Genomic DNA, 23973 nt, shown 5'->3' with positions numbered 1-23973 from the left:
TCCCCGAAGCCCCCCGCTCACCGCCCTACGCTCAAGCCATGGAGACCCGTGCCGCCCATCGCCCCCTGCAGCTGGTCGTGGCCGTGGACGGGCACAGCATGTTCTATGCCCAGCAGAAGCTGGGCTGGTTCTTCGATCCCCGCCGTCTGCTGGCCCATGCGAGCTCCCAGCCCGGGCTGGAGCTGGCCGGAGCGTTCTGGTACGCGGGGCTGAAGGATCCATCCGACCAGCGGCCCTTCCGCGATGCCCTCACCAGCCTGGGCTTCACGGTGCGGACCCGCCCCCTGCGGGAGCTGGGGGCGGCTGCCGCGGATTCCGAGCAGCGCCAGTTCGTGCGGGCCAACCTGGATGTGGAGATCGCCGTCGACCTGCTGACGGTGGCCCCCCGCACCGACGAGGTCTGGCTGCTGAGCGGCAGCCGGGACCTGGACCGGCTGGTGGAGGTGCTGCGGGCCCAGGGGCTGCGGATCACGCTGATGAGCACCGAGGGGATGGTGGCGCGGGAACTGCGCAACGCGGTGGATCGCTTCGTGGATCTGAGCAGCCTGCGCGGGCTGCTGGAGAAGGCCGAGTCGCTGCAGCAGCCCGTCTTCGTGCGCACCGCGGCCGTCTGATCGCCCGGAGGCTGGGAGCGCTCCGGCGCGGGGGAAGGCCGAGCGGCCAAGCCATAGAATGGATTAACTCATAGTCGCTACGGATAGAGGCGCCGTTATGGCCCGCGACCCAGGCCGTGTCCTGATCTTCGACACCACGCTGCGCGATGGCGAGCAGTCGCCGGGCGCCAGCCTCAACCTGGAGGAGAAGCTGGCCATCGCCCAGCAGCTGGCCCGCCTCGGGGTGGACATCATCGAGGCCGGCTTCCCGTTCGCCAGCCCCGGTGATTTCAACGCCGTGCAGCGCATCGCCGAGAGCGTGGGCCATGCCGATGGTCCGGTGATCTGCGGCCTGGCCCGCGCCGCCGCCGGCGACATCAAGGCCTGTGCCGATGCCGTGGCGCCGGCCGTCCGCCGGCGGATCCACACCTTCATCGCCACCAGCGACATCCACCTGGAGCACAAGCTGCGCAAGAGCCGCGCCGAGGTGCTGGCGATCACCGGCGACATGGTCGACTACGCCCGCTCCCTGGTGGACGACGTGGAGTTCTCCTGCGAGGACGCCGGTCGCAGTGATCCGGAGTTCATGTATGAGGTGATCGAGGCGGCGATCAAGGCCGGCGCCACCACGATCAACATCCCCGACACGGTGGGCTACACCACCCCGGCGGAGTTCGGCGAGCTGATCGCCGGGATCAACGCCCACGTGCCCAACATCGACCAGGCCGTGATTTCGGTGCACGGCCACAACGACCTGGGCCTGGCCGTGGCCAACTTCCTCGAGGCCGTCAAGAACGGCGCCCGCCAGCTCGAGTGCACGATCAACGGCATCGGCGAGCGGGCCGGCAACGCCTCGCTCGAGGAGCTGGTGATGGCGCTGCACGTGCGCCGCAGCTACTTCAATCCCTTCCTGGGGCGGCCGCCCGAGAGCACCGAGCCGCTCACCGGCGTGCGCACCGAGGAGATCACCAAGACCTCCCGCCTGGTGAGCAACCTCACCGGCATGGCGGTGCAGCCCAACAAGGCGATCGTGGGCGCCAACGCCTTCGCCCATGAATCCGGCATTCACCAGGATGGGGTGCTCAAGAACCGCCTCACCTACGAGATCATCGACGCGCGCACCGTCGGCCTCTCCGACAACCGCATCTCCCTGGGCAAGCTGAGCGGCCGCAGCGCCTTCCGGGCGCGGCTGGAGGAGCTCGGCTACGAGCTCACCCGGGAGGACCTCGATGACGCCTTCGCCCGCTTCAAGGAGCTGGCCGACCGCAAGCGGGAGATCACCGACCGGGATCTCGAGGCGATCGTGAGTGAACAGGTGCAGCAGTACGACGAGGGGCGCTTCACCCTCAAGAGCGTGCAGGTGAGCTGCGGCACCGGCCTGCAGCCCACCGCCACCGTGACCCTGATCACAGCGGACGGCGCCGAGATCACCGAGGCGGCGATCGGCACCGGTCCGGTGGATGCGGTGTGTCAGGCCCTCAACCGCCTCGCCCAGGTCCCCAACGAACTGGTGGAGTTCTCGGTGAAGAGTGTCACCGAGGGCATCGACGCCATGGGGGAGGTGACGATCCGGTTGCGCCACCAGGGGGTGCTCTACTCCGGCCATGCGGCCGACACGGACATCGTGGTGGCCGCCGCCCAGGCCTTCGTGAATGCCCTCAACCGGCTGCTGAACGGCAGCCATCAGCAGCCGCTTCACCCCCAGAAGGCACCCCTGCCCCAGCTGGGCGATCTGCCCCTGGCCGACCGGCCCCGGGTGTGACGCGCCGTGAGCCCGTACCCTGCCGCACCGCGCCGTTCCCTGCTGGCCTCCTCGCTGCAGCTGGGGCTGTTGCTGCTGGTGGCCCTGGCCATGCTGGTGCCGCTGCTCTGGCTGGTCAGCACCTCCCTGAAGGGACCGGCGGAGGACATCTTCACCAGCCCGCCGGCCCTGCTGCCCGCTGAGCCCAGCCTGGACGCGTACCGCCGTCTGTTCGCCGACAACCCGATCGGCACCTACCTGATCAACAGCACCATCGTCAGCGTGCTGGCGGTGGTGGCCAACCTGCTGTTCTGCTCCCTGGCGGCCTATCCGCTGGCGCGGTTGCGCTTCGCCGGTCGTGGGCTGGTGCTGGCGCTGGTGGTGGCCACGATCCTGATCCCCTTCCAGGTGGTGATGATTCCGCTGTACCTGCTGATGGTGCAGATCGGGCTGCGCAACACCCTCTGGGCCCTGATCATTCCCCAGGCCGCGACAGCCTTCGGCATCTTTCTGCTGCGTCAGAGCTTCCTGGGGGTGCCGGTGGAGCTGGAGGAGGCGGCGCGCAGCGATGGCTGCACCCCGCTCGGGGAGTGGTGGAACGTGATGATTCCGGCCGCCCGGGCGGATCTGATCACCCTGGCGATGTTCGTGTTCATCGGCACCTGGAGCGATTTCCTCTGGCCGTTGGTGATCCTCGATGAGCCGCAGCTCTACACCCTGCCGCTCGGCCTTCAGCAGCTCGCCAGCAGCTTCTCGCTCGACTGGCGGCTCGTGGCGGCCGGCTCGGTGATCTCGATCCTGCCCGTGCTGCTGCTGTTCATCGCGCTGCAGCGGTTCATCCTCCCGAGCGCCACCGGCGATGCGGTGAAGGGCTGAGGGGGGTGAGGGGCGGAAGCTGCAGGCTCAGGGCTGGTTCTCCGGAGCCGCCGCCGGATTGGGGGATGCCACCGGCGGGGGGGTGGGAACCACCGGCTTGAGCGGCGCGAGCTCAGGGGGCTTGCTGGACGTGGAGCGCTGCAAGCGACGCATCTCGGCCTTGAGGGCCTCGTTCTGGGCACTGAGCACGTCGATGCGGCTGGAGTTGCGCTCCACCACCTGCAGCCGTTCCACCGTGGAGCGCAGCTGCTGTTCCAGGCCGGTGGTGCGCTCCAGGGCCCGGCTGTTCTCCAGCCCCTGAAGCCGGTCCTGCAGTTCGCGGATCTGGCTGCCCTGCTGGCGCGCCTTGCCGATCAGCACGAGAAACAGCACGGCCAACAGGGCGCTGAGGCCGGCCTGAAGCCAGTTGACCCAGTCGGGAAGCTGGGGCAAGGACCCGGATTTGGACGCCGAAGCGCCGGGGGACTGGGCCATCGAGAAGGGCTCCTGCTGGTGATGGGCCGCGACGTCAATCCTGCCCGATCATCCGGGGCGATGCCTTGCCCCGCCAGAGGCTGTAGTGATTCGGCTCAGCGGCTGAGCCCAGGGCTTCATCGCAGCAGTTCATCCCAGCAGTGCAGCGCCCAGCAGTGCAGCGCCGAGCCGTTTCCGGGGGGCAGGGCCTTCCCCTGCCGTCTGCTCTGGTGACTGTCTCGTGTCAATCAGGTTGAACGCTGCGGATGCCCTGTCCTGCGGCGGCGATCCTGGGCTAGGCCGCCCGCACGGCGCCGCGGGCGAGTTCGCTGCGGAAGGCGGCCACCGCCTGCTGCAGGCCTTCGGCCAGGGGGATGCGGGCCCGCCAGCCCAGGGCCGCCAGCCGGCTCACATCCAGCTGCTTCTTCGGGGTGCCGTCGGGCTTGGTGGTGTCCCAGAGGATCTCGCCGCGGAAGCCCGTGGCGGCCGCCACCGCCTCCGCCAGCTCGCGGATGCTCAGATCCACCCCCGTGCCCACATTCAGGAACGCCAGCGGTGCGCCCGCGTCATCGCAGGGGGCGGCGGCGGCGGCCGGATCCCAGTGCTCCAGGGCGAACACGCAGGCCTCGCCGAGATCGTCGGCATGCAGGAATTCCCGCAGCGGCGTGCCGGTGCCCCAGCAGGTCACGCTCGGAGCGCCGGCCTCTGCCGCCTCGTGGAAGCGGCGGATCAGCGCCGGCAGCACGTGGCTGTTGGTGGGGTGGTAGTTGTCGCCCGGCCCATAGAGATTGGTGGGCATCAGGCTGATCGCATCGAAGCCGTGCTGCAGCCGCAGCGCCTCGCCCAGCTTGATGCCGGTGATCTTGGCGATCGCGTACCACGCGTTCGTGGGCTCCAGCGCCCCGGTGAGCAGGGCCTCCTCCCGGATCGGCTGGTCGGCGAACTTCGGGTAGATGCAGCTGCTGCCCAGGAACAGCAGCCGCCGCACACCGGATCGCCAGGCCGTTTCGATCACATGGTTCTGGATCTTGAGGTTGTCGAGCAGGAAGTCGGCCGGGTAGGTGGCGTTCGCCTGGATGCCGCCCACCTTCGCCGCCGCCAGCACCACCACATCCGGCCGCTGCTCGCTGAACCAGCGCGCCACCGCCGCCCCATTGAGCAGATCCAGCTCCTGACGGCTGGCGGTGAGCAGCGCTCCGCCCCGCTCCGTCTCGCCGTAGCCGGCCCGCCGCAGCGCCCGGCCGATGGCGCCGCCGGCCATGCCGCGGTGGCCCGCCACGAAGATGCGGTCGGAGGGATACAGCAGGGAAGGGGTGGTCATGGATGACGTCTCCAGAGGCAGTGACCAACGCGCTGCACATGATCCGCCAGATCGGCGGGCAGCTCATGCTGCAGCACCAGATCCACGCGCCAGGGCAGAAGCAGATCATCCACCGCGGTCATCAGCCGCAGCCGATCGCTGTGGGTCATTGCGGGTGCGTCCAGGCAGAGGTCCACGTCCGATCCCGGCTGGTGCCGCCCCATCGCCCGGGACCCGAAGAGCCAGACGGCCTGCACGTGTGGTTGCGCTGTCACCAGATCCAGCAGCCGGATCTGGGCCGCCTCAGGGAGGCCGGCGATCACGGGCGTTCCTGCCGCAAGCGTTGCTCCAGGCTCCTGTGCAGCTGCTCCAGCGCCTTGCGGTAGTTGCCGATGCGCTGCTGCCAGCGGATGTCTTCGGCCATCAGCCCCGTGTTCCCCGCGCCCTCTCCACGGCCAGGGGGTTGGTGGGCGGGTTCTCCATCGAGCCCACCACCTTGAAGCCCTTCAGCCGCAGGATCGCCTCCTTGCGCGCCTCCTCCTTGTCCGCCGCCACCATCTCCGCCACCAGCTCCTCCAGCGTGGTGGTGGGGGTCCAGCCCAGCCGCTCGCGTGCCCGGGTGGGATCACCCAGCAGCGTCTCCACCTCCGCCGGGCGGAAGTAGCGCGGATCGATCCGCACCACCACCTCACCGCTGTCGCGCCGGCCCACCTCGTTGACCCCTTCGCCCTCCCACTGGATCGGCCCCCAGCCCAGTTCCGCCGCCGTGAGCTCGATGAAGCGCCGCACGCTCTCCTGCCGCCCCGTGGCGATCACGAAATCCTCCGGGCTCTCCTGCTGCAGCATCCGCCACTGCATCTCCACGTAGTCGCGGGCGTGGCCCCAGTCGCGCAGCGAATCGAGGTTGCCCATGAACAGGCACTCATCGAGCCCCTCGTTGATGCGCGCCAGGCCGCGGGTGATCTTGCGCGTCACAAACGTTTCACCCCGCCGCGGCGATTCGTGGTTGAACAGGATCCCGTTGCAGGCATACATCCCGTAGGCCTCGCGGTAGTTCACCGTGATCCAGTAGGCGTAGAGCTTGGCCACCCCGTACGGGCTGCGAGGGTAGAACGGCGTGCTCTCCTTCTGCGGAATTTCCTGCACCAGGCCGTAGAGCTCGCTGGTGCTCGCCTGGTAGATGCGGGTCTTCTGCGTCAGCCCCAGGATGCGCACCGCCTCGAGGATCCGCAGCGTGCCCAGGGCATCGCTGTTGGCCGTGTATTCCGGGCTCTCGAAACTCACCGCCACGTGGCTCTGGGCGCCGAGGTTGTAGATCTCATCGGGCTGCACCTGCTGCACGATCCGGATCAGGTTGGTGCTGTCGGTCAGATCGCCGTAATGCAGCACCAGGCGAGGATCGCTCTCGTGGGGGTCCTGATACAGATGGTCGATCCGCTGCGTGTTGAAGCTGCTGGCCCGCCGCTTGATGCCGTGCACCACATACCCCTTCTCCAGCAGCAGCTCCGCCAGGTAGCTGCCGTCCTGCCCCGAAATCCCGGTGATCAGTGCCGTGCGCGGCATGGGGGTCTCCTCTCAGGCCAGGCTGGAAGTTACTCCCGCTCGCCACAATGAGGGCAGTAAACCTGTGCGCCAGCTCCACCGCGCTGTGCGCCAGGTCCGCCGCGATGCCCGCTGGCTGTGGTCACGCCGCTCGTAGCCTGGGCGCCAGCACTTCGAAGGTGAGGCCCTGGCCCAGGTGACCCAGGAGCATGCCCTGCTGCAGCAGGCGTTCACGGCCGCCGAGCTCCGCTTCGAGCCGGCCCTGCGCGAACAGCTGCAGGCGGTGAACGCCGAGCTGTGGCACTGCGAGGAGGCCATCCGCGCCTGTGAGCGCCAGAGCGACTTCGGCCCCGGCTTCGTGGAGCTGGCCCGCCGCATCTACCGCCTCAACGACCGCCGCTCCGCCCTCAAGCGCGCCATCAACCTCCAGAGCGGCAGCGCTCTGATCGAGCAGAAGAGCTACACCACCTCCACCCACCCTCCGTTGCGGCCATGACGATCCTGGTGACCGGCGGCGCCGGCTACATCGGCAGCCACACCGTGCGCGCCCTGCAGCAGGCGGGCCAGCCGGTGCTGGTGCTCGACAACCTCGTCTACGGCCACCGGGCCATCGCCGAGCAGGTGCTGCAGGTGCCGCTGCTGGTGGGGCAGCTGGGCGATCGCCCCCTGCTCGATGCCCTGCTGCAGGGTGACCATCCCCTGCTGCCGGCCGGGCCGGTGCGGGCCGTGCTGCACTTCGCCGCCTATGCCTACGTGGGCGAGAGCGTCACCGACCCGGCCCGCTACTACCGCAACAACCTGGGCGACACGCTGGTTCTGCTGGAGGCGTTGCACGCCGAGGCCCAGCGCTGCGGCAGGCCCATCCCGCTGGTGTTCAGCTCCACCTGCGCCACTTACGGCATCCCCGCGCCCGATCAGATCCCGATCAGCGAGCGCTGTCCCCAGGCGCCGATCAATCCCTACGGCCGCAGCAAGTGGATGGTGGAGCAGCTCCTGGCCGACTTCGGCGCCGCCTACGGCCAGCCCAGCGTGATCTTCCGCTACTTCAACGCCGCCGGTGCCGATCCCGCCGCCGACCTCGGCGAGGACCACGACCCCGAAACCCACCTGATCCCCCTGGTGCTCGAGGCCCTAGCCGGCCGCCGCGAGGCGATCCAGGTGTTCGGCCGCGACTACCCCACGCCCGACGGCACCTGCATCCGCGACTACATCCACGTGGGTGACCTGGCCGCCGCCCACGTGCTGGGCCTCGAGCGGCTGCTCGAGCGGGGCGGCCAGCACATCTACAACCTCGGCACCGGCAGCGGCTACTCGGTGCAGCAGGTGATCGACGCCGCCCGCGCCCACACCGGCCGCGAGCTGCGGGTGATCGAGGCCCCGCGCCGCCCCGGCGATCCCGCCGAGCTGGTGGCCGACGCCGCCAAGGCGATGGCGGAGCTGGGCTGGAAACCCCAGCGCTCCGAGCTGGCCACGGTGCTGGCCGACGCCTGGGGCTGGCACCAGCGCCGCTGGGGCTGAGCGCTCAGGGGCGCTTCAGGCTGGCCAGGTTGTCGCGCTCGCAGCTGCGGTAGGCCGCCAGGGCCTCGCTGTTCAGACCGGCATTCAGGCCAGCGTTCAGAGCGGCGTCGGAGCCGGCAGCCAGCACCGCCGGGTTGGCCTTCACCAGCGCCTGGCGCTGCTGCTCCCGGCGTGCCACGAGCCGCTGGCGCTCCTGCCGCTGCTCCGCCTGCCAGCGCGCCCGGCGCTGCTGCTCCTTCTGCTGCCAGGCCTGCACGGCCTGCTGGTGGCGTTCGCGCTCCAGCTCCTGGTCGCTGATCGTGAAGCGCTGCAGCTCGGCCGGATCCGGCGCCTTGGGTCTGGCGGTGGCGCTGTAGCGCCGCTGCTGCAGGTTGGCCAGGGCGGTTTCGGTGGCGGCCAGCGCATCGGCCGCCTTCACCAGCTCCGCCTGGCCTGCCCGGCAGCGCTCCACCAGGGCATCGAGCGCCCGCCGCTGGGCTGCTGCCGCCTGCAGCGCCTGCTCCTGGCGCTGGCGCTCGGCCTGCTGCGCACGGTTCTGGCAGCTGCCCAGCAGCACCCCCGCCGCGAGCAGGGCGAGCGCCAGGGCGGCTGCCGGGGGCCTGGATCGGGGGTTGGGGGGCACCATGGCCGAGGGCGTGAGGGGCGCGCGGGTGATGGGAAAGATAGGGGGGAGGGCACCCACCCAACCCCTGCCGTCACGGGCTGTCAATGCCGGGCCTGCCGCGCTGGGCGGCGGCCTGCACCAGCCGCTGCTCGGTGGCCCGGTACACGGCCTCGGCCTCCGCCGCGCTGCGGCCGATGCAGGTCATGCCCAGCTTGCCGTACTCCGACAGGCAGCCGAGCAGGTGGAACACGCTGCCGCGCAGCTGGGCCGGGTCGTAGTGCAGCCCCGCCTCGGCCACGATGTCGATCAGGTCGATCGGCAGCAGGCCCCGCAGCTGCGGTGAGCAGAGGTTGTCGGTGGCCCGGTAGAAGAGCGGCGTGCCCGTGGGCGAGCGGTAGAGCCCGTCGCCGGGCTCCAGCCGGCCGCTGGTGATCGCGTTCAGGGCCATGTAGGGATGGGTGGTGCCCCCCTGGCGCAGGTTGATCTCGATCGCCTGCAGGTCCCAGCGCTCCCCGAAGCGGCGCGCGATGAAGTCCACCGCGTAGCGCTCCAGTGCCCCCTCCTGGGCCAGCGCCTCGCCCACCCGCGCCCCGTGGCGCATCAGCTCCTGCCGGTAGGGGTCGGCCGCCGGGAAGCGGCAGCCCAGGTAGGTCTGCCCCCCCGGGCCGCCCAGCACCTGCTCGTGGCTGGAGAGCACCTCCACGCCCCCCGGCCGGCCCTCCGCCCCGGGATGGATCGTGCCCTGCACGCTCGGGGAGCGCAGCTCCGCGCCCCCCTCCAGCCAGGCCTCCACCAGAGCGCCCTGCTGGCTGAGCAGCTCCCGCCAGCGCGGCGAGGGCATCGGCAGGGTGTCGAGGGCGGTGCGCAACCGCTGGCGCCGCTCCCGGCCCGAGAGCTGGTCCAGCTGCAGCGGCTCCAGCGCCAGCCGCGCATTGCCCTCGCCGCTGAAGCCCTCGTTCAGCTTCACCACGCAGCTGCGCAGCTCCGGATGGGCCTCCCACAGTTCGGCGGTGGCCTCCGCCAGCCGTTCGAGGTCATGCACCGCCTCCGTGCCGGGCGGGTGGGGCACGCCGCAGCGGGCGAACAGGGCACGGCTGCCCGCCTTGCTGCCCCAGTGCAGCAGATCCGGTGGGGTTCCCAGCAGCGGCACCTGCAGCCGCTCGGAGAGCTGCCGTTCCAGATCGCTCACCACGAAGCAGCTGATGAAGCTGCGGCCCGGCCGCAGCAGCTCGGCCATGCGGGCCAGCAGGGCGGGCCGCTCCAGCAGCTTGGCCGTGAGCGGGCGGTTCGAGGCGTCGTCGGTGTCGAACAGGTGCAGCCGCCGCCGGGCGTGGGAGGTCGGGACCCCGGGCAGCAGCTCCAGCACCGCATCCACCACCAGCTCGCCCAGGGGTTTGCTGCTCGCGTAGAGCATCCGCACGCCGGGGTGGCGCAGCCCGATCAGGGCGAACAGCTGGCGTTCCTCGTAGTGGTGCGACCCGGTCACCAGGTCCATCTGGCTCTGGTCCATCGACAGCGACGGCACCATCAGCACGTCCACGTCCGGCCCCCGGCCTTCGGTGGTGTGCCCCCAGGAGGGCTGCAGCTGACGCTGCAGCTCCCGGAAGCGGAGGGGCGGGAGGGGCACGGCTGGACCTGGAGACGGGTGGGCCGGTCGGGGCGGGTGGGCCGCTCTGCCCCATCCTGCTGCCGAGTCGCCGCCTTGCCACCGCCGGTAACGTGCGTCCCAGCAGTCGCAGGGTGTGGGCCCATGAACCGTCCCCGTCCCCTCGCCTCGCTGCTGATGGGTCTGGCCAGCCTCGGCCTGGCCGTGCTGGTGGCCGGTTTCATCGAGGAGGGCGCCAAAGCCCATCTGCGCCGTGGCAACACCCATCTGGCCGCCGACACGCTGGCCATGCGCTGGTCTCCGGCCATCTTTGCCCTGGCCGGTGCCCTCTTCCTGGGCCGCGGCCTCGTCCAGACCGCCGTGCTCCCCTGGCGCCGCTCGCCGGAGCACCTGCGGGCGCCCGGCCCCCGCCGCCCTCCTGAGAGCTGGCGGCCGTCGCGGCAGCGCCAGCTGCTGCGGCCAGCGGCCGCCCACGGCCTCGACCACTACGGGAGGGCCTGCCTCGAGCTGGGGGTGGAGCCCGGCAGTTCCTGGTCGACCATCCGCGCGGCCTGGCGGCGCAGCCTGCCCGAGTGGCACCCCGATGTCGGCGGCGATCCGGAGCTCTGGCACCGCCGCATGGCGGCCTACCGGCTGCTGGAGGCCTGGGAAGAGCTGCGCTCCTGACGCCCAGTCCCAGACCAAGGCCCGGCTCAGGCGCTGAAGGCCTTCCGCGGCGGAATCGGGTAGGGGATGCGGCGGTGGCGCATCCGCTTCCACACCCGCACGAACGCCCGGATCAGCAGTTCCAGCTCCGCCCGGCTGATGCCGCTCTGGGCCAGCTGGCCATCGCGCTGCCGTGCCTCGAGGATGCGGCGCACCATCGTGCGGGCTTCGGCTTCGTTCGTGCCGGGGGGCAGGGAGCGCAGGGCCGCCTCACAGCCATCGGCCAGCATCAGGATCGCGGTCTCGCGGCTGCGGGGCGTGGGCCCCCGGTAGCGGAACATCGCCTCGGGGATCGAGGGATCCCGCTCCCGGGCCTGATGCAGGAAGTAGCCCATCTTGAGGGTGCCCTGGTGCTCCGGGATGAAGTCCGCCAGGGGGCGCGGCAGCCGGTAGCGCCGCGCCAGCTTCAGCCCCTCGTCGACGTGGGCCTGCAGGATCGCGGCGCTGGCGAAGGGGTCATCGAGCTGGTCGTGGGGGTTGGCGCCCTCCTCCTGGTTCTCGATGAACCACTTCGGGCCATGCAGCTTGCCCACGTCGTGGTACAGCGCGCCGGTGCGCACCAGATCCACATCCGCCCCGATGCTGCGGGCCCCCTCCTCCGCCAGGCCGGCGATCATCAGAGTGTGCTCGAAGGTGCCCGGGGCCTCACAGGAGAGGCGCCGCAGCAGGGGACGCTCCAGGTCGGCCAGCTCCAGCAGCCGGGTGCGCGTCATCAGCCCGAAGAAGGTCTCCACCAGGGGCGCCAGCAGCAGGCCGGCCATCAGCAGCCCGGCCAGCAGCAGCGCCTCGCTGATCAGATCGACCTGGCCGGGCTGCCCCCGCCCCTGCAGCAGCATCCACTGCACCAGCAGCGCCACGGCCGGCAGCAGCACGGCGAGCTGGAGCAGCTCCGCCCGGCTGCGCTGGCGGCCGGCCAGCACGGCGGCGATGCCGGCGGTGGCCGCCGCCAGCAGCAGGCGCAGCCCGAGGATCGCGCTCAGCGGCAGCGGCCAGAGCATGCTGGCGGCGGCGAGCCAGGCGAGGCCGCAGGCCGTGCCCAGCCCCTGGGCCAGCAACAGGGTGGGGGGCACCAGCAGCACCATCGGACTGGCCAGCGGACCGAGCCAGAGGTGGATCCCCTGCACGGCCAGCAGCGTCACCAGGGCCAGCAGGGCCTGCCGCGGCTCCAGGCTGGTGCGCCAGCGCCGCAGCAGCAGCACCATCACGCCGCAGATGGCCAGGGCCTCGAGGAAGTGGGCCAGCCAGGCCAGCGGCCGCGGCCGCCGGTTCACCAGGCCGAAATAATCGAGCACGTCGAAGGCCTGGGCGTTGATCGTCTCGCCCTGGCGCACCACCAGATCGCCCTGCTTCACGCCGATCGTGGGAATGCCCTGCTGGGTGATCAGCGATTCGATGCGCCGCTGGCTCAGGGCCGGGTCGCTGCGCAGGTTCGACTGGCTCTGCAGGGTGTGCACCAGCAGCCGGGCCCCGAGGTTGCGGGCCTGGGGGGGGAGGCGCTCCAGCTGCAGGGTGGCGGCCTGCAGCAGCTGGCCTTCCGACACCCCCGGTGCCAGGCCCTGGCTGAGCATGCGCAGCTGGGCCTGGCGCACGTCCCGGCTCCAGCCGGTAAGCGCGACGCTGCTCAGGCCCTTCAGCCAGCGGCGTTCCTCCTCGCTGAGCGTCACCGGTTCGACCCGGGCCTGACCGCTGCTGGCACCCGCCTCGATCGCCTGGAGCAGGTCATCGAGCTGGCGGCGGAGCACCATGCTCGCCTGCTCGTCCACCACCTGCACCGTGGTGCGCGGCAGCATCTGTTCGCGCCGCTGATCCAGGGCGCTGCTGTCCACCACCCGCGCGGCCTTCTCTGCGCGGTAGGTGAACGGCGCCACCATCCCTGGCCGCAGGTTGGGTTCCGCCAGCCAGGGCCAGCTGGTGAGCAGGGCCACCAGGGCGCAGACCAGCAGCACCGACGCCGTGTCCTGGCCCCGCCAGCAGGCCGGGGCCTGGAGCGGACACTCCGTGCGCAGCCATCGCCGCCAGAGTCTTCTCAGCCGGCGCTGAAGCCCGCTGGTGAACGGCCACCCAAGCATCCCAGGACGCTAGCCGCCACGGCGGCTTCCGCGTTGCAAGCTGGTGGCACAGCAACGCTCTGATCCATGGCCACCCGTCTCGATGGGCGTCAACTGGCAGCCGAGATCGAAGCCCGGCTGTCCCGCACCATCGCGGAGCGCCTCGAGCGGGTGGGCCGGGCCCCCGGCCTGGCCGTGCTGCGGGTGGGCGACGACCCGGCCAGCGGTGTCTATGTGGCCAACAAGGAGAAGGCCTGCGCCCGGGTCGGCATCGCCAGCCACGGCGCCCATCTGGCCGCCGCGACGCCCGCCGCCGAGGTGCTGGCCACCATCCGGCGCCTCAACGCCGACCCCGCCGTGGACGGCATCCTGCTGCAGCTGCCCCTCCCGGCCGGCCTGGATGAGGGGCCGCTGCTGGAAGCCATCGACCCGGAGAAGGATGCCGATGGCCTGCACACCCTCAACCTGGGGCGCCTGCTCAAGGGCGAACCCGGGCCCCGCAGCTGCACCCCGGCGGGCGTGATGGCCCTGCTGGCCCGCCATGGCATCGCGCTGGCGGGCTGCCGGGCCGTGGTGGTGGGCCGCAGCATCCTCGTCGGCAAGCCGATGGCCCTGATGCTCCAGGCCGCCGATGCCACCGTCAGCGTGGCCCACTCCCGCACCCGCGAGCTGGCGGCGCTCACCCGCCAGGCCGATCTGCTGGTGGTGGCCGCCGGTCGACCCGAGATGGTCGGTGCCGAGCACGTGCGGCCGGGGGCCGTCGTGGTCGACGTGGGCATCCACCGCCGGCCGGAGGGCGGACTCTGCGGCGATGTGCGCGCCGCCGAGGTGGAGCCCCTCGCCTCCGCCCTCTCGCCGGTGCCGGGCGGGGTGGGCCCGATGACGGTCACGATGCTGCTGGTCAACACCGTGGTGGCCTGGTGCCGCCGCCATGGCCTCGACCACGACCTGACGGATCTGGTGGTCTGAACGGACCTGGTGGTCTGAGGCCCGACCGGATCAGCGGCGCCGGCGCAGCCAGTCCCCCAGCCGCCGCGGCAGCGACCGGCGCAGCGGGCGGGGCCGGCTGGCGGCCACACCAGGGGCTGCCTGGGGCCCCAGCAGCACCGCACCCTGGGCGGCGAGGGCGGCCAGTTCCCCCTGGAGGTGGTGGCGGTCCTGGTCCTGCAGCTGCTCGGGCCGCAGACGTTCCAGCAGCTTGCGGCTCTGGCGCAGGTTGTTGAGCAGTTTCTGGGGGGTCTGGCCCTGGCGGATCTGCAGCCGCACCGCATCGAGGGCCTCCTGCACGGCGGCGGCCCGCACGGGGCGCCGGTGGGGGGCCCTCGCGATCCGGGTGAGCTCCTGGAGCAGGGAACGGGAGAGTTCGGGCGCGCCGGCCTCGTCGGAGGCGTCGCCCAGGCCCCAGTCCTGCCCCAGGCGCTGCAGGGTCAGGGCCGGCAGCTGGGGGGTCGGCGGCGGGCTGAACGGGAAGTGCTTCGGCAGGGCGGGATCGAGGCCCTCCCGGCGTTCGATCAGCAGAAAGCCCAGCTGCCGCCAGGGCCGTTGCAGCCGCCGCGGCAGGCCCTCCAGCTGCGCCGCCAGCCCCACGAACAGGGCTTCGGCATCGGCGATCGACGAGTAGCGCCGCGGCGCCGACGCGAAGGTCTCCAGGAAATCCTCGGCCAGGGCCAGTTCGCCGAGCTCCCGGGCGAGCTGGGCGGGATCCCCCAGGCGGTAGGCCTCCTTGATCCAGTCGTCGGCCAGGCCCAGCCGGTCGTGCTGCTCCCGCAGCTTCAGCCGCCGTTCCACCCAGCCGTAGGCCAGCTTGGTCTCGGGAGCCATCTGCAGGCTGGCCTCCAGATACTCCAGGTCGGCCCGGCTGACCTCCGGCGGCAGGATGGCCACCAGGGGTTCGCGGAAGCGGCCGTAGCGCTCCGGGTCCGTGTCCAGCAGGGTGCGCATCGCCGCCAGTCGCCGGTTGCCGTTGATCACGACCCCTTCGGCGTCCACCAGCAGCGGCTCGGTCTGCACCGCCAGGCGCTGCAGTTCCTGCAGGATCGGTCCGCGCGGATCCCGCGCCTTGGTGACCAGCAGGTCGTGGAGCAGGGCCTGGGTGCGGGGGCTGGCTTCCTCGGCGTGCAGCTTCGGCAGTCCGTCGGGCCGGGCGCCCAGCCGCTCCTCCAGATCGGCCAGCAGGCGGCCGTTGTCCACCCGGTACACCAGCAGCTCCTGGCCCAGCGGGGCGGCCGGCACCGTGCGGGGGCCGTCGTGCAGGGTCACCCAGTGGTCCCGCACGGCGGCGGCCGCGGCGGCGCTGATGCGGGCCCGACGTTCGGCGGCGTTCAGGAGCTGGGGCAGGACCATGGGCAGCGTTCCGGGGACGATCTCCAGTGTGAGCCCCCCGGCCCGATGGGGTGGATGTCTTGGCGGGGGTATGGGTTGCCTAGTGTGTGCGCTCGCGGCAGGCGGCCGGAACGGCGGGAGATCGCCTGAGAGAATCGCCGCCGATCCCGATCCCCCATGACTGCGGCGGTGAGCACGACCCCTGGCGGCACTTCTGGCCCGGACACCGGGGAGCGAAGCGCGGTCGGCCAGGCTCCGCCGGGGTTCGATTTCGGGGCCTATCTGGAGGCGGCCCGGCTGCGGGTGGAGGCGGCCCTCGATGGCGCCCTGGGGCCCGAGCGTCCCGAATCCCTGCGCCAGGCCATGCGTTATTCGCTGCTGGCCGGCGGCAAGCGTCTCCGTCCGATCCTCTGCCTCGCCGCCTGTGAACTGGCCGGTGGCGACGGCGACCGGGCCCTGCCCACTGCCGTGGCCCTGGAGATGATCCACACGATGTCGCTCATCCATGACGACCTGCCCGCCATGGACGACGACGATCTCCGTCGCGGCCGGCCCACCAACCACAAGGTCTACGGCGAGGCCAACGCGATCCTGGCCGGCGATGCCCTGCTCACCCGGGCCTTCGAGATGGTCGCCCTGCGCAGTCCGGATATCCCCGCCGAGCGCCTGCTGCGGGTGGTGGGCGAGTTGAGCCTGGCCTCCGGCGCCCCCGGGCTGGTGGGGGGGCAGGTGGTGGATCTGGAGTGCGAGGGCAAGGATGTGGACCTCGACACCCTCGAGTACATCCACCTCCACAAGACCGGCGCGCTGCTGCGGGCCTGTGTGATCACCGGCGCCATGATCGCCGGGGCCCCGGACGACCTGCTCACGGCCCTGCGCACCTACGCCCGCGGCATCGGCCTGGCCTTCCAGATCATCGACGACATCCTCGATGTGACGGCCAGCAGTGAGGTGCTGGGCAAGACGGCCGGCAAGGACCTCACCGCCGACAAGACCACCTACCCCAAACTGCTCGGCCTGGAGGCGTCGCGTCAGCGGGCCGAGGACCTGGTGGCCGAGGCCAAGGCGGCCCTGGCCCCCTTCGCCGCGGAGGGCAGGGCCGCTCCCCTGCTGGCCCTGGCGGACTACATCACGAGCCGCGATCGATGATGGCGGTCGCCCATGACCTCAGCCCCCTCACGGCACTCTTCGGCAACGGGGTTCTCTGGTGGGGGCTGGCGGCCTGTGGCCTGGCCCAGCTCTCCAAGCTGCTGATCGAACTGGTGCAGCACCGCCGCTGGCGGCCGGCCGTGCTGTTCGAGACCGGCGGCATGCCCTCCAGCCATTCCGCCCTGCTCACCGGCACCACGGCGGCCCTCGGCTGGCAGCAGGGATTCGGCGATCCCCTCTTCGCCCTGGCGGCCACGCTGTGTTTCGTGGTGCTCTACGACGCGGCGGGGGTGCGCCGTGCCGCCGGTCTCACCGCCCAGCGGCTGAATGGCCTGCCCGACACCCTCTGGCCCGGCCCCGCCGGGGATCCGGAGCCGGCCGTCGCCGCGTCGGGAGCCGTGCCGCCCCGTCCCCCCCTGAAGGAAAACCTGGGGCACACCCGCCTGGAGGTGCTGATCGGCAGCCTGATGGGGCCCGCCGTGGCCCTGCCCGGCCTGGTGTTCGTGGGTTCGCCGCTGGAGCTGGCCCTGCGCTGGGGGATCCTCCCCCAGCTGGCTTGAGCGCCCTGGCCCTCACCGCCGACCAGCAGGCCGCCGCCGAGGCCTTCGCCGCCTGGCTGGCGGGGCCGGCAGAGGGTACCCCCTTCGTGCTCAGCGGCTACGCCGGCACCGGCAAGACCTTCCTCTCGATGGCCTTCCTGGCCCAGGCGGAGGCCGCAGGCCTGTGCTGGACCGTGGTGGCCCCCACCCACAAGGCGGTGGGCGTGCTGCGGGACCACCTGCGCCGCGCCGGCCTCGCGCCGACCTGGTACCCCTCCACCATCCACCGGCTGCTGCGGCTCAAGCTCAGGCGCCAGGGGGATCGCGAGCGCTGCGAGGAGACCGAGCAGACCGCCGGGGCGCTGGAGCACCTGGGGCTCGTGCTGATCGACGAGGCCTCGATGGTCGACAGCGACCTGCTCGAGATCACCCTGCGCTGTGCCCACCCGTTCCGCACCCGTCTGGTGTTCGTCGGGGATCCCGCCCAGCTGCCCCCGGTGGCCGAGCCGCGCAGCCCGGTGTTCGCCCTGGGCCGCTCCGCCGGCTCGCAGCTCACCGAAGTGGTGCGGCACCAGGGGCCCGTGCTGCGGCTGGCCCGCGGCATCCGCGAGGCGATCCTGCCCGGCCGGCCGCCACCGCCCCTGCCGCCGGTGCGGACCGCCGAGGGCATGGTGGCCCTGCTCAACCGTTCCGACTGGCTGCGGGCCGCCCAGGACGCGATGCGCCGCAGCGCCGAGACGGACAACCCAGATCTGGCCAGGATCCTCTGCTACACCAACCGTTCGCTGGAGCGGCTGGTGCCGATTGCCCGGCGGGCCCTGCATGGCGCCATGGCCGACCAGCTGCCCGTGCTGCCCGGGGAGGTGCTGATCAGCCGCAGTGCGGTGATGGCTCCGGCCTGCCGCGAGGGGGAGGACGCCGCCGAGGAGCCCGACATGGTGCTGGGCTCGAACCGGGAGCTGGTGGTGCGGGATGTGACCCCGGAGCGCTGCGACCTGGCCGATTTCGGGCTGAGCAGCGCCGACCTGGGCGGGGAGCTGGCGGTGCCGGTGATCGACACCCTCACCGCCACGGTCGAGACGGGGGAAACCCAGCTGACGCTGCGGTTGCTGCCGGCGCTGGCCTCCCCGGGGCGCGCCGCCCTCGAGGCCGTGCTGGCGCGGCTGCGCCAGCAGGCCCGGCTGGCGGGAAAGCGGGAGGGCAAGGCCCTCTGGCGGCGCTTCTTCCTGGTGCGGGATGCCTTCGCCGCCCTCGGACCCGCCGCGGTGCTCACGGTGCACCGCAGCCAGGGCAGCACCTTCGCCCAGGTGTTCGTCGATGCCGATGTCTTCTGGCCCCAGGACCCGGTGCTCCGCCGCCAGCTGCTCTACGTGGCCGTGAGCCGCGCCAGCGAGTCCGTGGCCCTGATGGCGACGCCGGCCGCCCGCGACGAGGCCCGGATCTGGGCCGACTGGCTGCAGGATGACGCGATGGGCTGATCGGAGCTGATCAGAGCGGCATGCCGAGCCCCTCGATGCCCTGCCAGCCCAGGTAGCCCGCCAAGCTGAGGCTGACCAGGCCCAGGAGCAGGTCGCCCCGGGCGAACAGCCACGCCTTGCCGCCCTGCAGCAAGGGCAGCAGGCGCTCGCGGCCGGCCACCACCAGAGCCAGCAGGGGGGCCAGCAGCAGCAGACCGCTGGTCAGGGCGAACAGCGCCGTCGCCGCCACCTCCTGGCCGGGTGCCAGTCCAGCCTCCAGCAGGGTCCCCGCGGCCTTGGCGAACAGCACCAGGTTGTCCGGGCTGAGGATTTGCAGCGCTGCGCTCACGCCCAGCAGCAGCGGCAGCGGCAGGGCGACGAAGTGCTCGAGCCTGTCGGTCCATCCCGGCGGCGACGTCTCCTCCGAGCGGCTGAGCAGTTCCCGCAGACCGAGGGCGAGCAGGGCGCCGGCCCCCAGCAGGTCCAGGCCGGTCCGGTGGACCGTGCCCTTCGCCATCGTCAGCAGCAGGCCATGACCCACCGTCAGCAGGGCCGTCACCACGAGGCCGGTGGTGACCAGCCAGGCGAGCACGAACCAGCTCCCCCGCTCCAGGGGGCGTGCCCCGAGCAGCAGCAGCAGCAGCAGGGCGATGTGCAGGGGGGAGAGGCCGATCGCCAGGCCGAAGGCGGCGAGGTCCCCCAGCAGGTGGGGCAGCGGGGGCGCCGCGAGGGTGGGCATGGTCATGGGGCCAGGCGATCAGCGCGGGACGACACCACGGCATGACAGCACGGAATGGCACCAAGTTCTGGCACCGCTGCCCACCGGTGACCGGTTTCAGCGGCGAACAGTTTCAGTGACGAACGGTCTCAGCGGCGAACTTCGAACCAGTCCTCGCCGGTGAGGGCCAGCGGCTCCGTGCTGACGCCGTGAACCTGCGCCGGCGGCAGGCCGGTGCCACACCAGCGCTGCAGTTCGCCCAGCTCGTGGGTGGGGCCCTCCGCCTGCACTTCCACCGAGCCGTCAGGGAGGTTGCGCACCCAGCCCCCCAGGCCCAGGCTCTGGGCCCGGGCGCAGCAGGCGGCCCGGAAGCCCACCCCCTGCACCCTGCCGCCCACGATCATGCGCCAGCGCTGCTTGGTCTCACCCCGGCGCGCTTCGTTGGGGTGGAGGAACCGCCGCTCGGTGACAGCGGCCCGCTGCGCGCGGCGGCGGCGGCCATCCGTGAGGGAATCGCCGGGCATCCAGCCCAGTGGAGATGCAGCCAGCTGGCGTGCAGGGTCGGTGTGCTCCATCCTTCGCTCCGGCAGAGGCTGCCCCATCCTTCAACCTGCCACAGTCCGCCCGGATCGGCCACGCCATCGAGCTGCCAGCGATGGAACTCGTGGCCGACGAACCGCTCCCCGCGCCGCACCAGCAGGCCATCCCCGCAGGCGGTGGCCTCGCGGTAGCCCAGGCTCAGCGGGCCGCGTCGGGCCGAAAAGGGCAGCAGGCCCGCCATGCCGTGGGGGCGGTCCTGCGGATCGACCAGCGTCCGGCCCAGCAGCAGCAGCCCGCCGCACTCCGCCGCGATCGGGATCCCCGCCGCCGCCGCCCGGCCCAGGGCGCCGAGGCTGCGGCGGCTGGATGCCAGCTGGGCGGCATGCAGTTCCGGGTAGCCGCCGGGCAGCAGCACCGCCCGGCAACCCGCCGGCAGATCCTCATCCGCCAGCGGGCTCCAGGCGTGGGGCTCCAGGCCGCAGCCGCGCAGGAACTCGTCGGCCTCCGGGTAGCGGAAATGGAAGGCGGCGTCCCGCGCCACGGCCACCACCGGCAGCCGCTCGGTGGCGGCGGGGGCCAGGGTGGCCGCCGGGGGGGTGGCCTGGCGCCGCAGCAGCCCACGCACCGGATCCTCCCCGACCGATCCCCGCAGCGGGGGGGCGAGCAGGGGCCACAGCCGCTCCAGGTCGAGGTGACGCCGGGCCAGGCTGGCCCACACCCTCTGGCGCTCTGGAAGGTCCGGCAGCTCCCCCGGGGGCAGCAGGCCCAGGTGCCGGGAGGGCAGCTCCAGGGAAGGGTCGGAGGGCAGCACCCCGAGCAGGGGCACCGCCAGGCTCGCCAGGGCCTCCGCCAGCAGGGCCCGATGGCGTTCGCTCCCCACCCGGTTGAGCACCACGCCGGCCAGCCGCACCCGTGGCGGGCCATGGTCGCGGAAGCCCCGCACCAGGGCGGCCAGGGAGCCGGCCTGGCGGGAGGCCTCGACCACCAGCACCACCGGCAGATCCAGCAGGTGGGCCACCGCCGCCGAGCTGCCGTCCGTGCCCGGGCCGCGGCCGTCGAACAGGCCCATCACCCCCTCCACCAGGGCCAGGTCGGCCCGGCTGCCGTGCCAGTGGAAACAGGCCTGCACCCACCCCTCGCCGCACAGCAGCGGATCGAGGTTGCGGCAGCTCAGGCCGCTCACCCGGCTCAGCAGCTGGGGATCGAGGTAGTCAGGGCCCACCTTGAAGGGCTGCAGTCGCAGGCCCCGCTCCCGGGCCAGGGCCGCCAGGCAGAGCGACAGCAGGGTCTTGCCGCTGCCGCTGCAGGGCGCCGCAATCAGGCAGGGCAAGGGCGTGGGGGGCCGGCCCGGCCCTAACTGGGAAGCAGCTTGGCAGCGATCGGGGCCGCACCGGCCAGAAGGGGGTTGGTGGTGTCATGGCCGCCGGACAGCAACCGGGCCACCTCCACCTCCTCACTCTCGTTCGGCAGGGGCACCACGTCCTCCGCCAGCTCCATCGAGGCCATGCCGCCGGCCTCCAGGCGCATGCAGCCGCCGGACTCCGAGCACAGGATCACGCACAGCGGCGGCCGCCCGGCGGGAGCGCAGATCAGCCGCAGGCCCACCAGGGCGCCCGGGTGAATCTTGGGGCTGCCCACCGGCACCGGCATCAGCCGGAACTGCACCGACGAGCCATCGGCCCGCTGGAACTCGGCGCCGATGCCGGAGCCGGCACCGTCGGCGTCCACGGGGTAGGAGTCGATCAGCTGCCAGCCGAGGCGGTCGGCGAGCCAGGCCGCCAGCAGCAGCCCCTTGAGCGGATGGTCACCCTCCACGTCGATGTCCAGCTGCACCACGTGATCGAGGGCATCGCGCCGTGAGGGCGGATCGAACACCATCGCCAGCGATTCCCGCCAGCTGCGCAGCCGCAGCCAGTTGAGGTCGTTCACCGCCTGCCCCACCGCGATCCGCTGCACCAGCAGGTCGATGCAGCGGCGCGGCTGGCCCAGGGAGCTGTCCACCACCAGGCGACGGGGGGGCGGGGCGAGGGCGTCGAGCAGTTCCGGGGCCTCGTCCAGGCTGCTGTTCCACCACACCCAGCAGGGCAGCTCGTCCGGGATGAGCGGCTGCACCAGCTCGAGCTTGCTCTTCAGCACATCGCGCCCCCCCCGCAGGACCACCACGTCACCGCAGGCCGGACCGCCGGCCCCCTCCTCGGGCAGGGGACAGTAGGCCGCCACCAGGGTCTCCAGGGGCCGGCCCCCGTCCACAGTGGGGGCCAGGGTGATCAGACGCCGCGGCATGTGGGAGCTGATGGCGCTGTCCACGAACTGGCCGCGCAGGTCTTCGGCCTCCTGGCTGCCGGGCTGCTGTCCCAGCCGCCAGGCCAGGCGCTGGTCCATCACCGCCGTGCTGAACGGCAGGTCGAGGGCCGGCACCGCCGCCTTGGCGGCCTCGATCAGCTCCGCTTCCATCAGGCCGGTGAGCGGCCCCTGGATGCGGCCGGTGCGGATCAGCTGCTGCTGCAGCCAGGAGGGCTCGTACACCACCAGGGTGAAGGTGGCCGCGCCGTTGGAATGCTGCAGGTCCTCCCCCCAGAGGCGTTCCAGGTAGGGCGCCACATCGGCGGGGGGAAGGGCTGTGGGGGCCTGGAGGGTGAGCTGGGCGGACATCGGGGCGGGGCGATGGAGAAGCAGGCGGGAAGCGGCGGGTGTTCAGGGACGACGCCACACCAGGTCGTCTTCGGCCAGCAGGTTGTCGGCGGCGGCCGGGCCCCAGGTTCGGGCCTCGTAGGGATGCACCGGCAGCTGCCAGGGCGCATCCTCGATCAGCTCCAGCAGGGGGGTGTAGAGGCGCCAGGCGGCCTCCACCTCGTCGTTGCGGGTGAACAGGGTGGGTTCGCCGAGCATGGCGTCGGCCAGCAGGCGCACGTAGCCCTCGTCGCTGGGTTCCCCGAAGCTCTCGTCGTAGCTGAAGGCCATGTCCACGGGGCGGCTGCGCATGCCGGAACCGGGTGCCTTCACCTCGAACTTGATCTCGGCCCCCTCGTCCGGCTGGATGCGCAGAATCAGCTGGTTGGGGGTCGGGGCGCCACTGGCGGCGTCGAACAGGTGCACCGGTGCCTCGCGGAAGGTGAGCACCACTTCGGAGAGGCGTTTGGGCAGCCGCTTGCCCGTGCGCAGGTAGAAGGGCACCCCCTGCCAGCGCCAGTTGTTGATGAACAGCTTCATCGCCACGTAGGTCTCCGTGGTGCTGTTGAGGTTCACCCCGGGCTCGTCGCGGTAGCCGGTGATCGGGCGGTTCTTGCTTCCCCCGGCGCTGTACTGGCCCCGTACGCAGCACTTCCAGGGCTCGCTCTCGTTGGCCAGGTGGGCGGCCTGCAGCACCTTCGCCTTCTCGTTGCGGATCGCCTCGGCATCGAAGCGGCCGGGGGGTTCCATCGTGGTCAGGGCCAGCATCTGGGTGAGGTGGTTCTGCACCATGTCGCGCAGGGCACCGGAGGTCTCGTAGTACCCGGCCCTCTCTTCCACCCCCACCGTTTCCGCCGCCGTGATCTGCACGTTGGCGATGTAGTTGCGGTTCCAGATCGGCTCGAAGATGGTGTTGGCGAAGCGGAGCACCAGGATGTTCTGAACCGTCTCCTTGCCGAGGTAGTGGTCAATGCGGAAGATCTGCTTCTCTTTCGCACACCCCAGCACGACCCGGTTGAGCTCCTGGGCACTGGGATAGTCCGTGCCGAAGGGCTTCTCGATCACCACCCGGCTGCGCTCGGGATCGCTGAGCAGTCCCGCGGCGGCCAGGGCGCGGGTGCCACTGCCGTAGAAGGCCGGCGACACCGACAGGTAGAAGGTGCGGTTGCCGCGGGTGGCCCGCAGCCGGTCGATGCTCTCGAGCCGCTCGCCCAGCTTCACGATCGAGGCCGGATTGGAGAGATCGGCGGGCTCGTAGAAGAGCCCGGCCGCGAAGGCCTCCCAGGCGGCGGGATCCTCCGCGATGGTGCTGGCCAGCGACGTGGCCATGCGCGAGCGGAACTCGTCGTCGCTCCAGGGCCGCCGGGCACAGCCCAGCACGGCGAACTCGCTGGGCAGGCGCCGCTGCCGGTGCAGTTCGAACAGGGCGGGGACCAGTTTGCGGTGGGTGAGGTCACCGCTGGCCCCGAAGATGACGATGCTCTGGGGCGGAATGACCCGCTCCTGGCGAAGGCCGATCCGCAGGGGATTGGTCAGGACGGCGGCCATGGGGGGTGGGCTGGTCCTTCTGGTTTAACGACCCCAGCGCCGAT

At 71.8% G+C, this 23973-nt stretch carries 23 protein-coding genes; 10 read left to right on the top strand and 13 right to left on the bottom strand.

Features of this window, described 5'->3' with window-relative positions; genetic code table 11:
• Positions 1-38 precede the first annotated feature (38 nt).
• The 3 genes from ACLNEE_RS02095 to ACLNEE_RS02085 all read left to right on the top strand — a co-directional run bounded on the left by ACLNEE_RS02095 (position 39) and on the right by ACLNEE_RS02085 (position 3210).
• Positions 39-614 carry a LabA-like NYN domain-containing protein gene (locus ACLNEE_RS02095; protein WP_411422227.1) on the top strand — a complete coding sequence of 192 codons (576 nt, stop codon included), beginning with the start codon at positions 39-41 and terminating at the stop codon, positions 612-614.
• Positions 615-711: 97 nt separating this feature from the next.
• Positions 712-2355, top strand: coding sequence for a 2-isopropylmalate synthase (locus ACLNEE_RS02090; protein WP_411422228.1), 1644 nt, complete (start codon positions 712-714; stop codon positions 2353-2355).
• A gap of 90 nt (positions 2356-2445) precedes the next feature.
• A complete protein-coding gene (locus tag ACLNEE_RS02085) occupies positions 2446-3210 on the top strand; it encodes a carbohydrate ABC transporter permease (protein ID WP_411422258.1) in 765 nt (254 codons plus the stop codon).
• A 27-nt stretch (positions 3211-3237) separates the two neighbouring features.
• Here ACLNEE_RS02085 and ACLNEE_RS02080 read toward each other — a convergent pair whose 3' ends face one another.
• From ACLNEE_RS02080 to gmd, 4 genes are all read right to left on the bottom strand, one after another.
• On the bottom strand, positions 3238-3684 hold the full coding sequence (locus ACLNEE_RS02080) for a hypothetical protein (RefSeq protein ID WP_411422229.1): 447 nt from the start codon (positions 3682-3684) through the stop codon (positions 3238-3240).
• A gap of 274 nt (positions 3685-3958) precedes the next feature.
• A complete protein-coding gene (locus tag ACLNEE_RS02075; protein ID WP_411422230.1) occupies positions 3959-4984 on the bottom strand; it encodes a GDP-L-fucose synthase family protein in 1026 nt (341 codons plus the stop codon).
• Entirely contained in the window at positions 4981-5286 is a 306-nt protein-coding gene (locus tag ACLNEE_RS02070) for a nucleotidyltransferase domain-containing protein (RefSeq protein ID WP_412006726.1), read from the bottom strand. Before ACLNEE_RS02070 ends, ACLNEE_RS02075 begins: the two co-directional genes overlap by 4 nt.
• 100 nt (positions 5287-5386) lie before the next feature.
• Positions 5387-6526, bottom strand: a complete 1140-nt coding sequence (gene gmd / locus ACLNEE_RS02065; protein WP_411422232.1) for a GDP-mannose 4,6-dehydratase — start codon at positions 6524-6526, stop codon at positions 5387-5389.
• Positions 6527-6701: 175 nt separating this feature from the next.
• Here gmd and ACLNEE_RS02060 point away from each other — a divergent pair, with 175 nt between their 5' ends.
• Positions 6702-7001 (top strand): DUF6165 family protein, encoded by a 300-nt coding sequence (locus tag ACLNEE_RS02060; protein WP_411422234.1) that lies wholly within the window; start codon positions 6702-6704, stop codon positions 6999-7001.
• Positions 6998-8023 (top strand): UDP-glucose 4-epimerase GalE, encoded by a 1026-nt coding sequence (gene galE, locus ACLNEE_RS02055; RefSeq protein ID WP_411422235.1) that lies wholly within the window; start codon positions 6998-7000, stop codon positions 8021-8023. Before ACLNEE_RS02060 ends, galE begins: the two co-directional genes overlap by 4 nt.
• 4 nt (positions 8024-8027) lie before the next feature.
• Here the strand turns inward: galE and ACLNEE_RS02050 are convergent, their stop codons facing one another.
• On the bottom strand, positions 8028-8648 hold the full coding sequence (locus ACLNEE_RS02050; protein ID WP_412006725.1) for a hypothetical protein: 621 nt from the start codon (positions 8646-8648) through the stop codon (positions 8028-8030).
• Between the two features lie 70 nt (positions 8649-8718).
• A complete protein-coding gene (locus ACLNEE_RS02045) occupies positions 8719-10254 on the bottom strand; it encodes a peptide ligase PGM1-related protein (protein ID WP_411422237.1) in 1536 nt (511 codons plus the stop codon).
• A gap of 123 nt (positions 10255-10377) precedes the next feature.
• Here ACLNEE_RS02045 and ACLNEE_RS02040 point away from each other — a divergent pair, with 123 nt between their 5' ends.
• Positions 10378-10899, top strand: coding sequence for a hypothetical protein (locus ACLNEE_RS02040; protein WP_411422238.1), 522 nt, complete (start codon positions 10378-10380; stop codon positions 10897-10899).
• A 26-nt stretch (positions 10900-10925) separates the two neighbouring features.
• Here the strand turns inward: ACLNEE_RS02040 and ACLNEE_RS02035 are convergent, their stop codons facing one another.
• The gene (locus tag ACLNEE_RS02035) at positions 10926-13007 is read right to left on the bottom strand and encodes an HDIG domain-containing metalloprotein (protein WP_411422239.1); all 2082 of its coding nucleotides are present in this window, start codon (positions 13005-13007) and stop codon (positions 10926-10928) included.
• 66 nt (positions 13008-13073) lie between these two features.
• Between ACLNEE_RS02035 and folD the strand changes: the two genes are divergently transcribed.
• Complete coding sequence (gene folD / locus ACLNEE_RS02030; RefSeq protein WP_411422240.1) at positions 13074-13955, top strand: bifunctional methylenetetrahydrofolate dehydrogenase/methenyltetrahydrofolate cyclohydrolase FolD; 882 nt, start codon at positions 13074-13076, stop codon at positions 13953-13955.
• A gap of 30 nt (positions 13956-13985) precedes the next feature.
• Here the strand turns inward: folD and ACLNEE_RS02025 are convergent, their stop codons facing one another.
• The gene (locus ACLNEE_RS02025) at positions 13986-15329 is read right to left on the bottom strand and encodes a hypothetical protein (RefSeq protein ID WP_411422241.1); all 1344 of its coding nucleotides are present in this window, start codon (positions 15327-15329) and stop codon (positions 13986-13988) included.
• 168 nt (positions 15330-15497) lie between these two features.
• Here ACLNEE_RS02025 and crtE point away from each other — a divergent pair, with 168 nt between their 5' ends.
• The 3 genes from crtE to ACLNEE_RS02010 are packed head-to-tail and all read left to right on the top strand — an operon-like array spanning position 15498 to position 18474.
• Positions 15498-16457, top strand: coding sequence for a geranylgeranyl diphosphate synthase CrtE (crtE, locus tag ACLNEE_RS02020; protein ID WP_411422242.1), 960 nt, complete (start codon positions 15498-15500; stop codon positions 16455-16457).
• Positions 16457-17017 carry a divergent PAP2 family protein gene (locus tag ACLNEE_RS02015; RefSeq protein WP_412006724.1) on the top strand — a complete coding sequence of 187 codons (561 nt, stop codon included), beginning with the start codon at positions 16457-16459 and terminating at the stop codon, positions 17015-17017. Before crtE ends, ACLNEE_RS02015 begins: the two co-directional genes overlap by 1 nt.
• Positions 17014-18474, top strand: a complete 1461-nt coding sequence (locus ACLNEE_RS02010; protein WP_411422244.1) for an AAA family ATPase — start codon at positions 17014-17016, stop codon at positions 18472-18474. Before ACLNEE_RS02015 ends, ACLNEE_RS02010 begins: the two co-directional genes overlap by 4 nt.
• 10 nt (positions 18475-18484) lie before the next feature.
• Here ACLNEE_RS02010 and ACLNEE_RS02005 read toward each other — a convergent pair whose 3' ends face one another.
• The 5 genes from ACLNEE_RS02005 to zwf all read right to left on the bottom strand — a co-directional run bounded on the left by ACLNEE_RS02005 (position 18485) and on the right by zwf (position 23929).
• Complete coding sequence (locus ACLNEE_RS02005; protein ID WP_411422245.1) at positions 18485-19198, bottom strand: GAP family protein; 714 nt, start codon at positions 19196-19198, stop codon at positions 18485-18487.
• 122 nt (positions 19199-19320) lie between these two features.
• Positions 19321-19575: an acylphosphatase gene (locus tag ACLNEE_RS02000; protein ID WP_411422246.1), complete on the bottom strand. Its 255-nt coding sequence runs from the start codon at positions 19573-19575 to the stop codon at positions 19321-19323.
• Entirely contained in the window at positions 19572-21041 is a 1470-nt protein-coding gene (locus ACLNEE_RS01995; RefSeq protein WP_411422247.1) for a cobyrinate a,c-diamide synthase, read from the bottom strand. The genes ACLNEE_RS02000 and ACLNEE_RS01995 overlap by 4 nt, the downstream gene beginning before the upstream one ends.
• Before the next feature lie 23 nt (positions 21042-21064).
• Entirely contained in the window at positions 21065-22363 is a 1299-nt protein-coding gene (locus tag ACLNEE_RS01990; protein ID WP_411422248.1) for a glucose-6-phosphate dehydrogenase assembly protein OpcA, read from the bottom strand.
• Positions 22364-22405: 42 nt separating this feature from the next.
• Entirely contained in the window at positions 22406-23929 is a 1524-nt protein-coding gene (zwf, locus tag ACLNEE_RS01985; protein ID WP_412006723.1) for a glucose-6-phosphate dehydrogenase, read from the bottom strand.
• Between the last annotated feature and the right edge of the window lie 44 nt (positions 23930-23973).

The sequence above is a fragment of the Aphanothece stagnina RSMan2012 genome (assembly GCF_046764815.1).
Taxonomy (GTDB): domain Bacteria; phylum Cyanobacteriota; class Cyanobacteriia; order PCC-6307; family Cyanobiaceae; genus NIES-981.
This window is presented reverse-complemented; position numbering and strand designations above follow the sequence as displayed.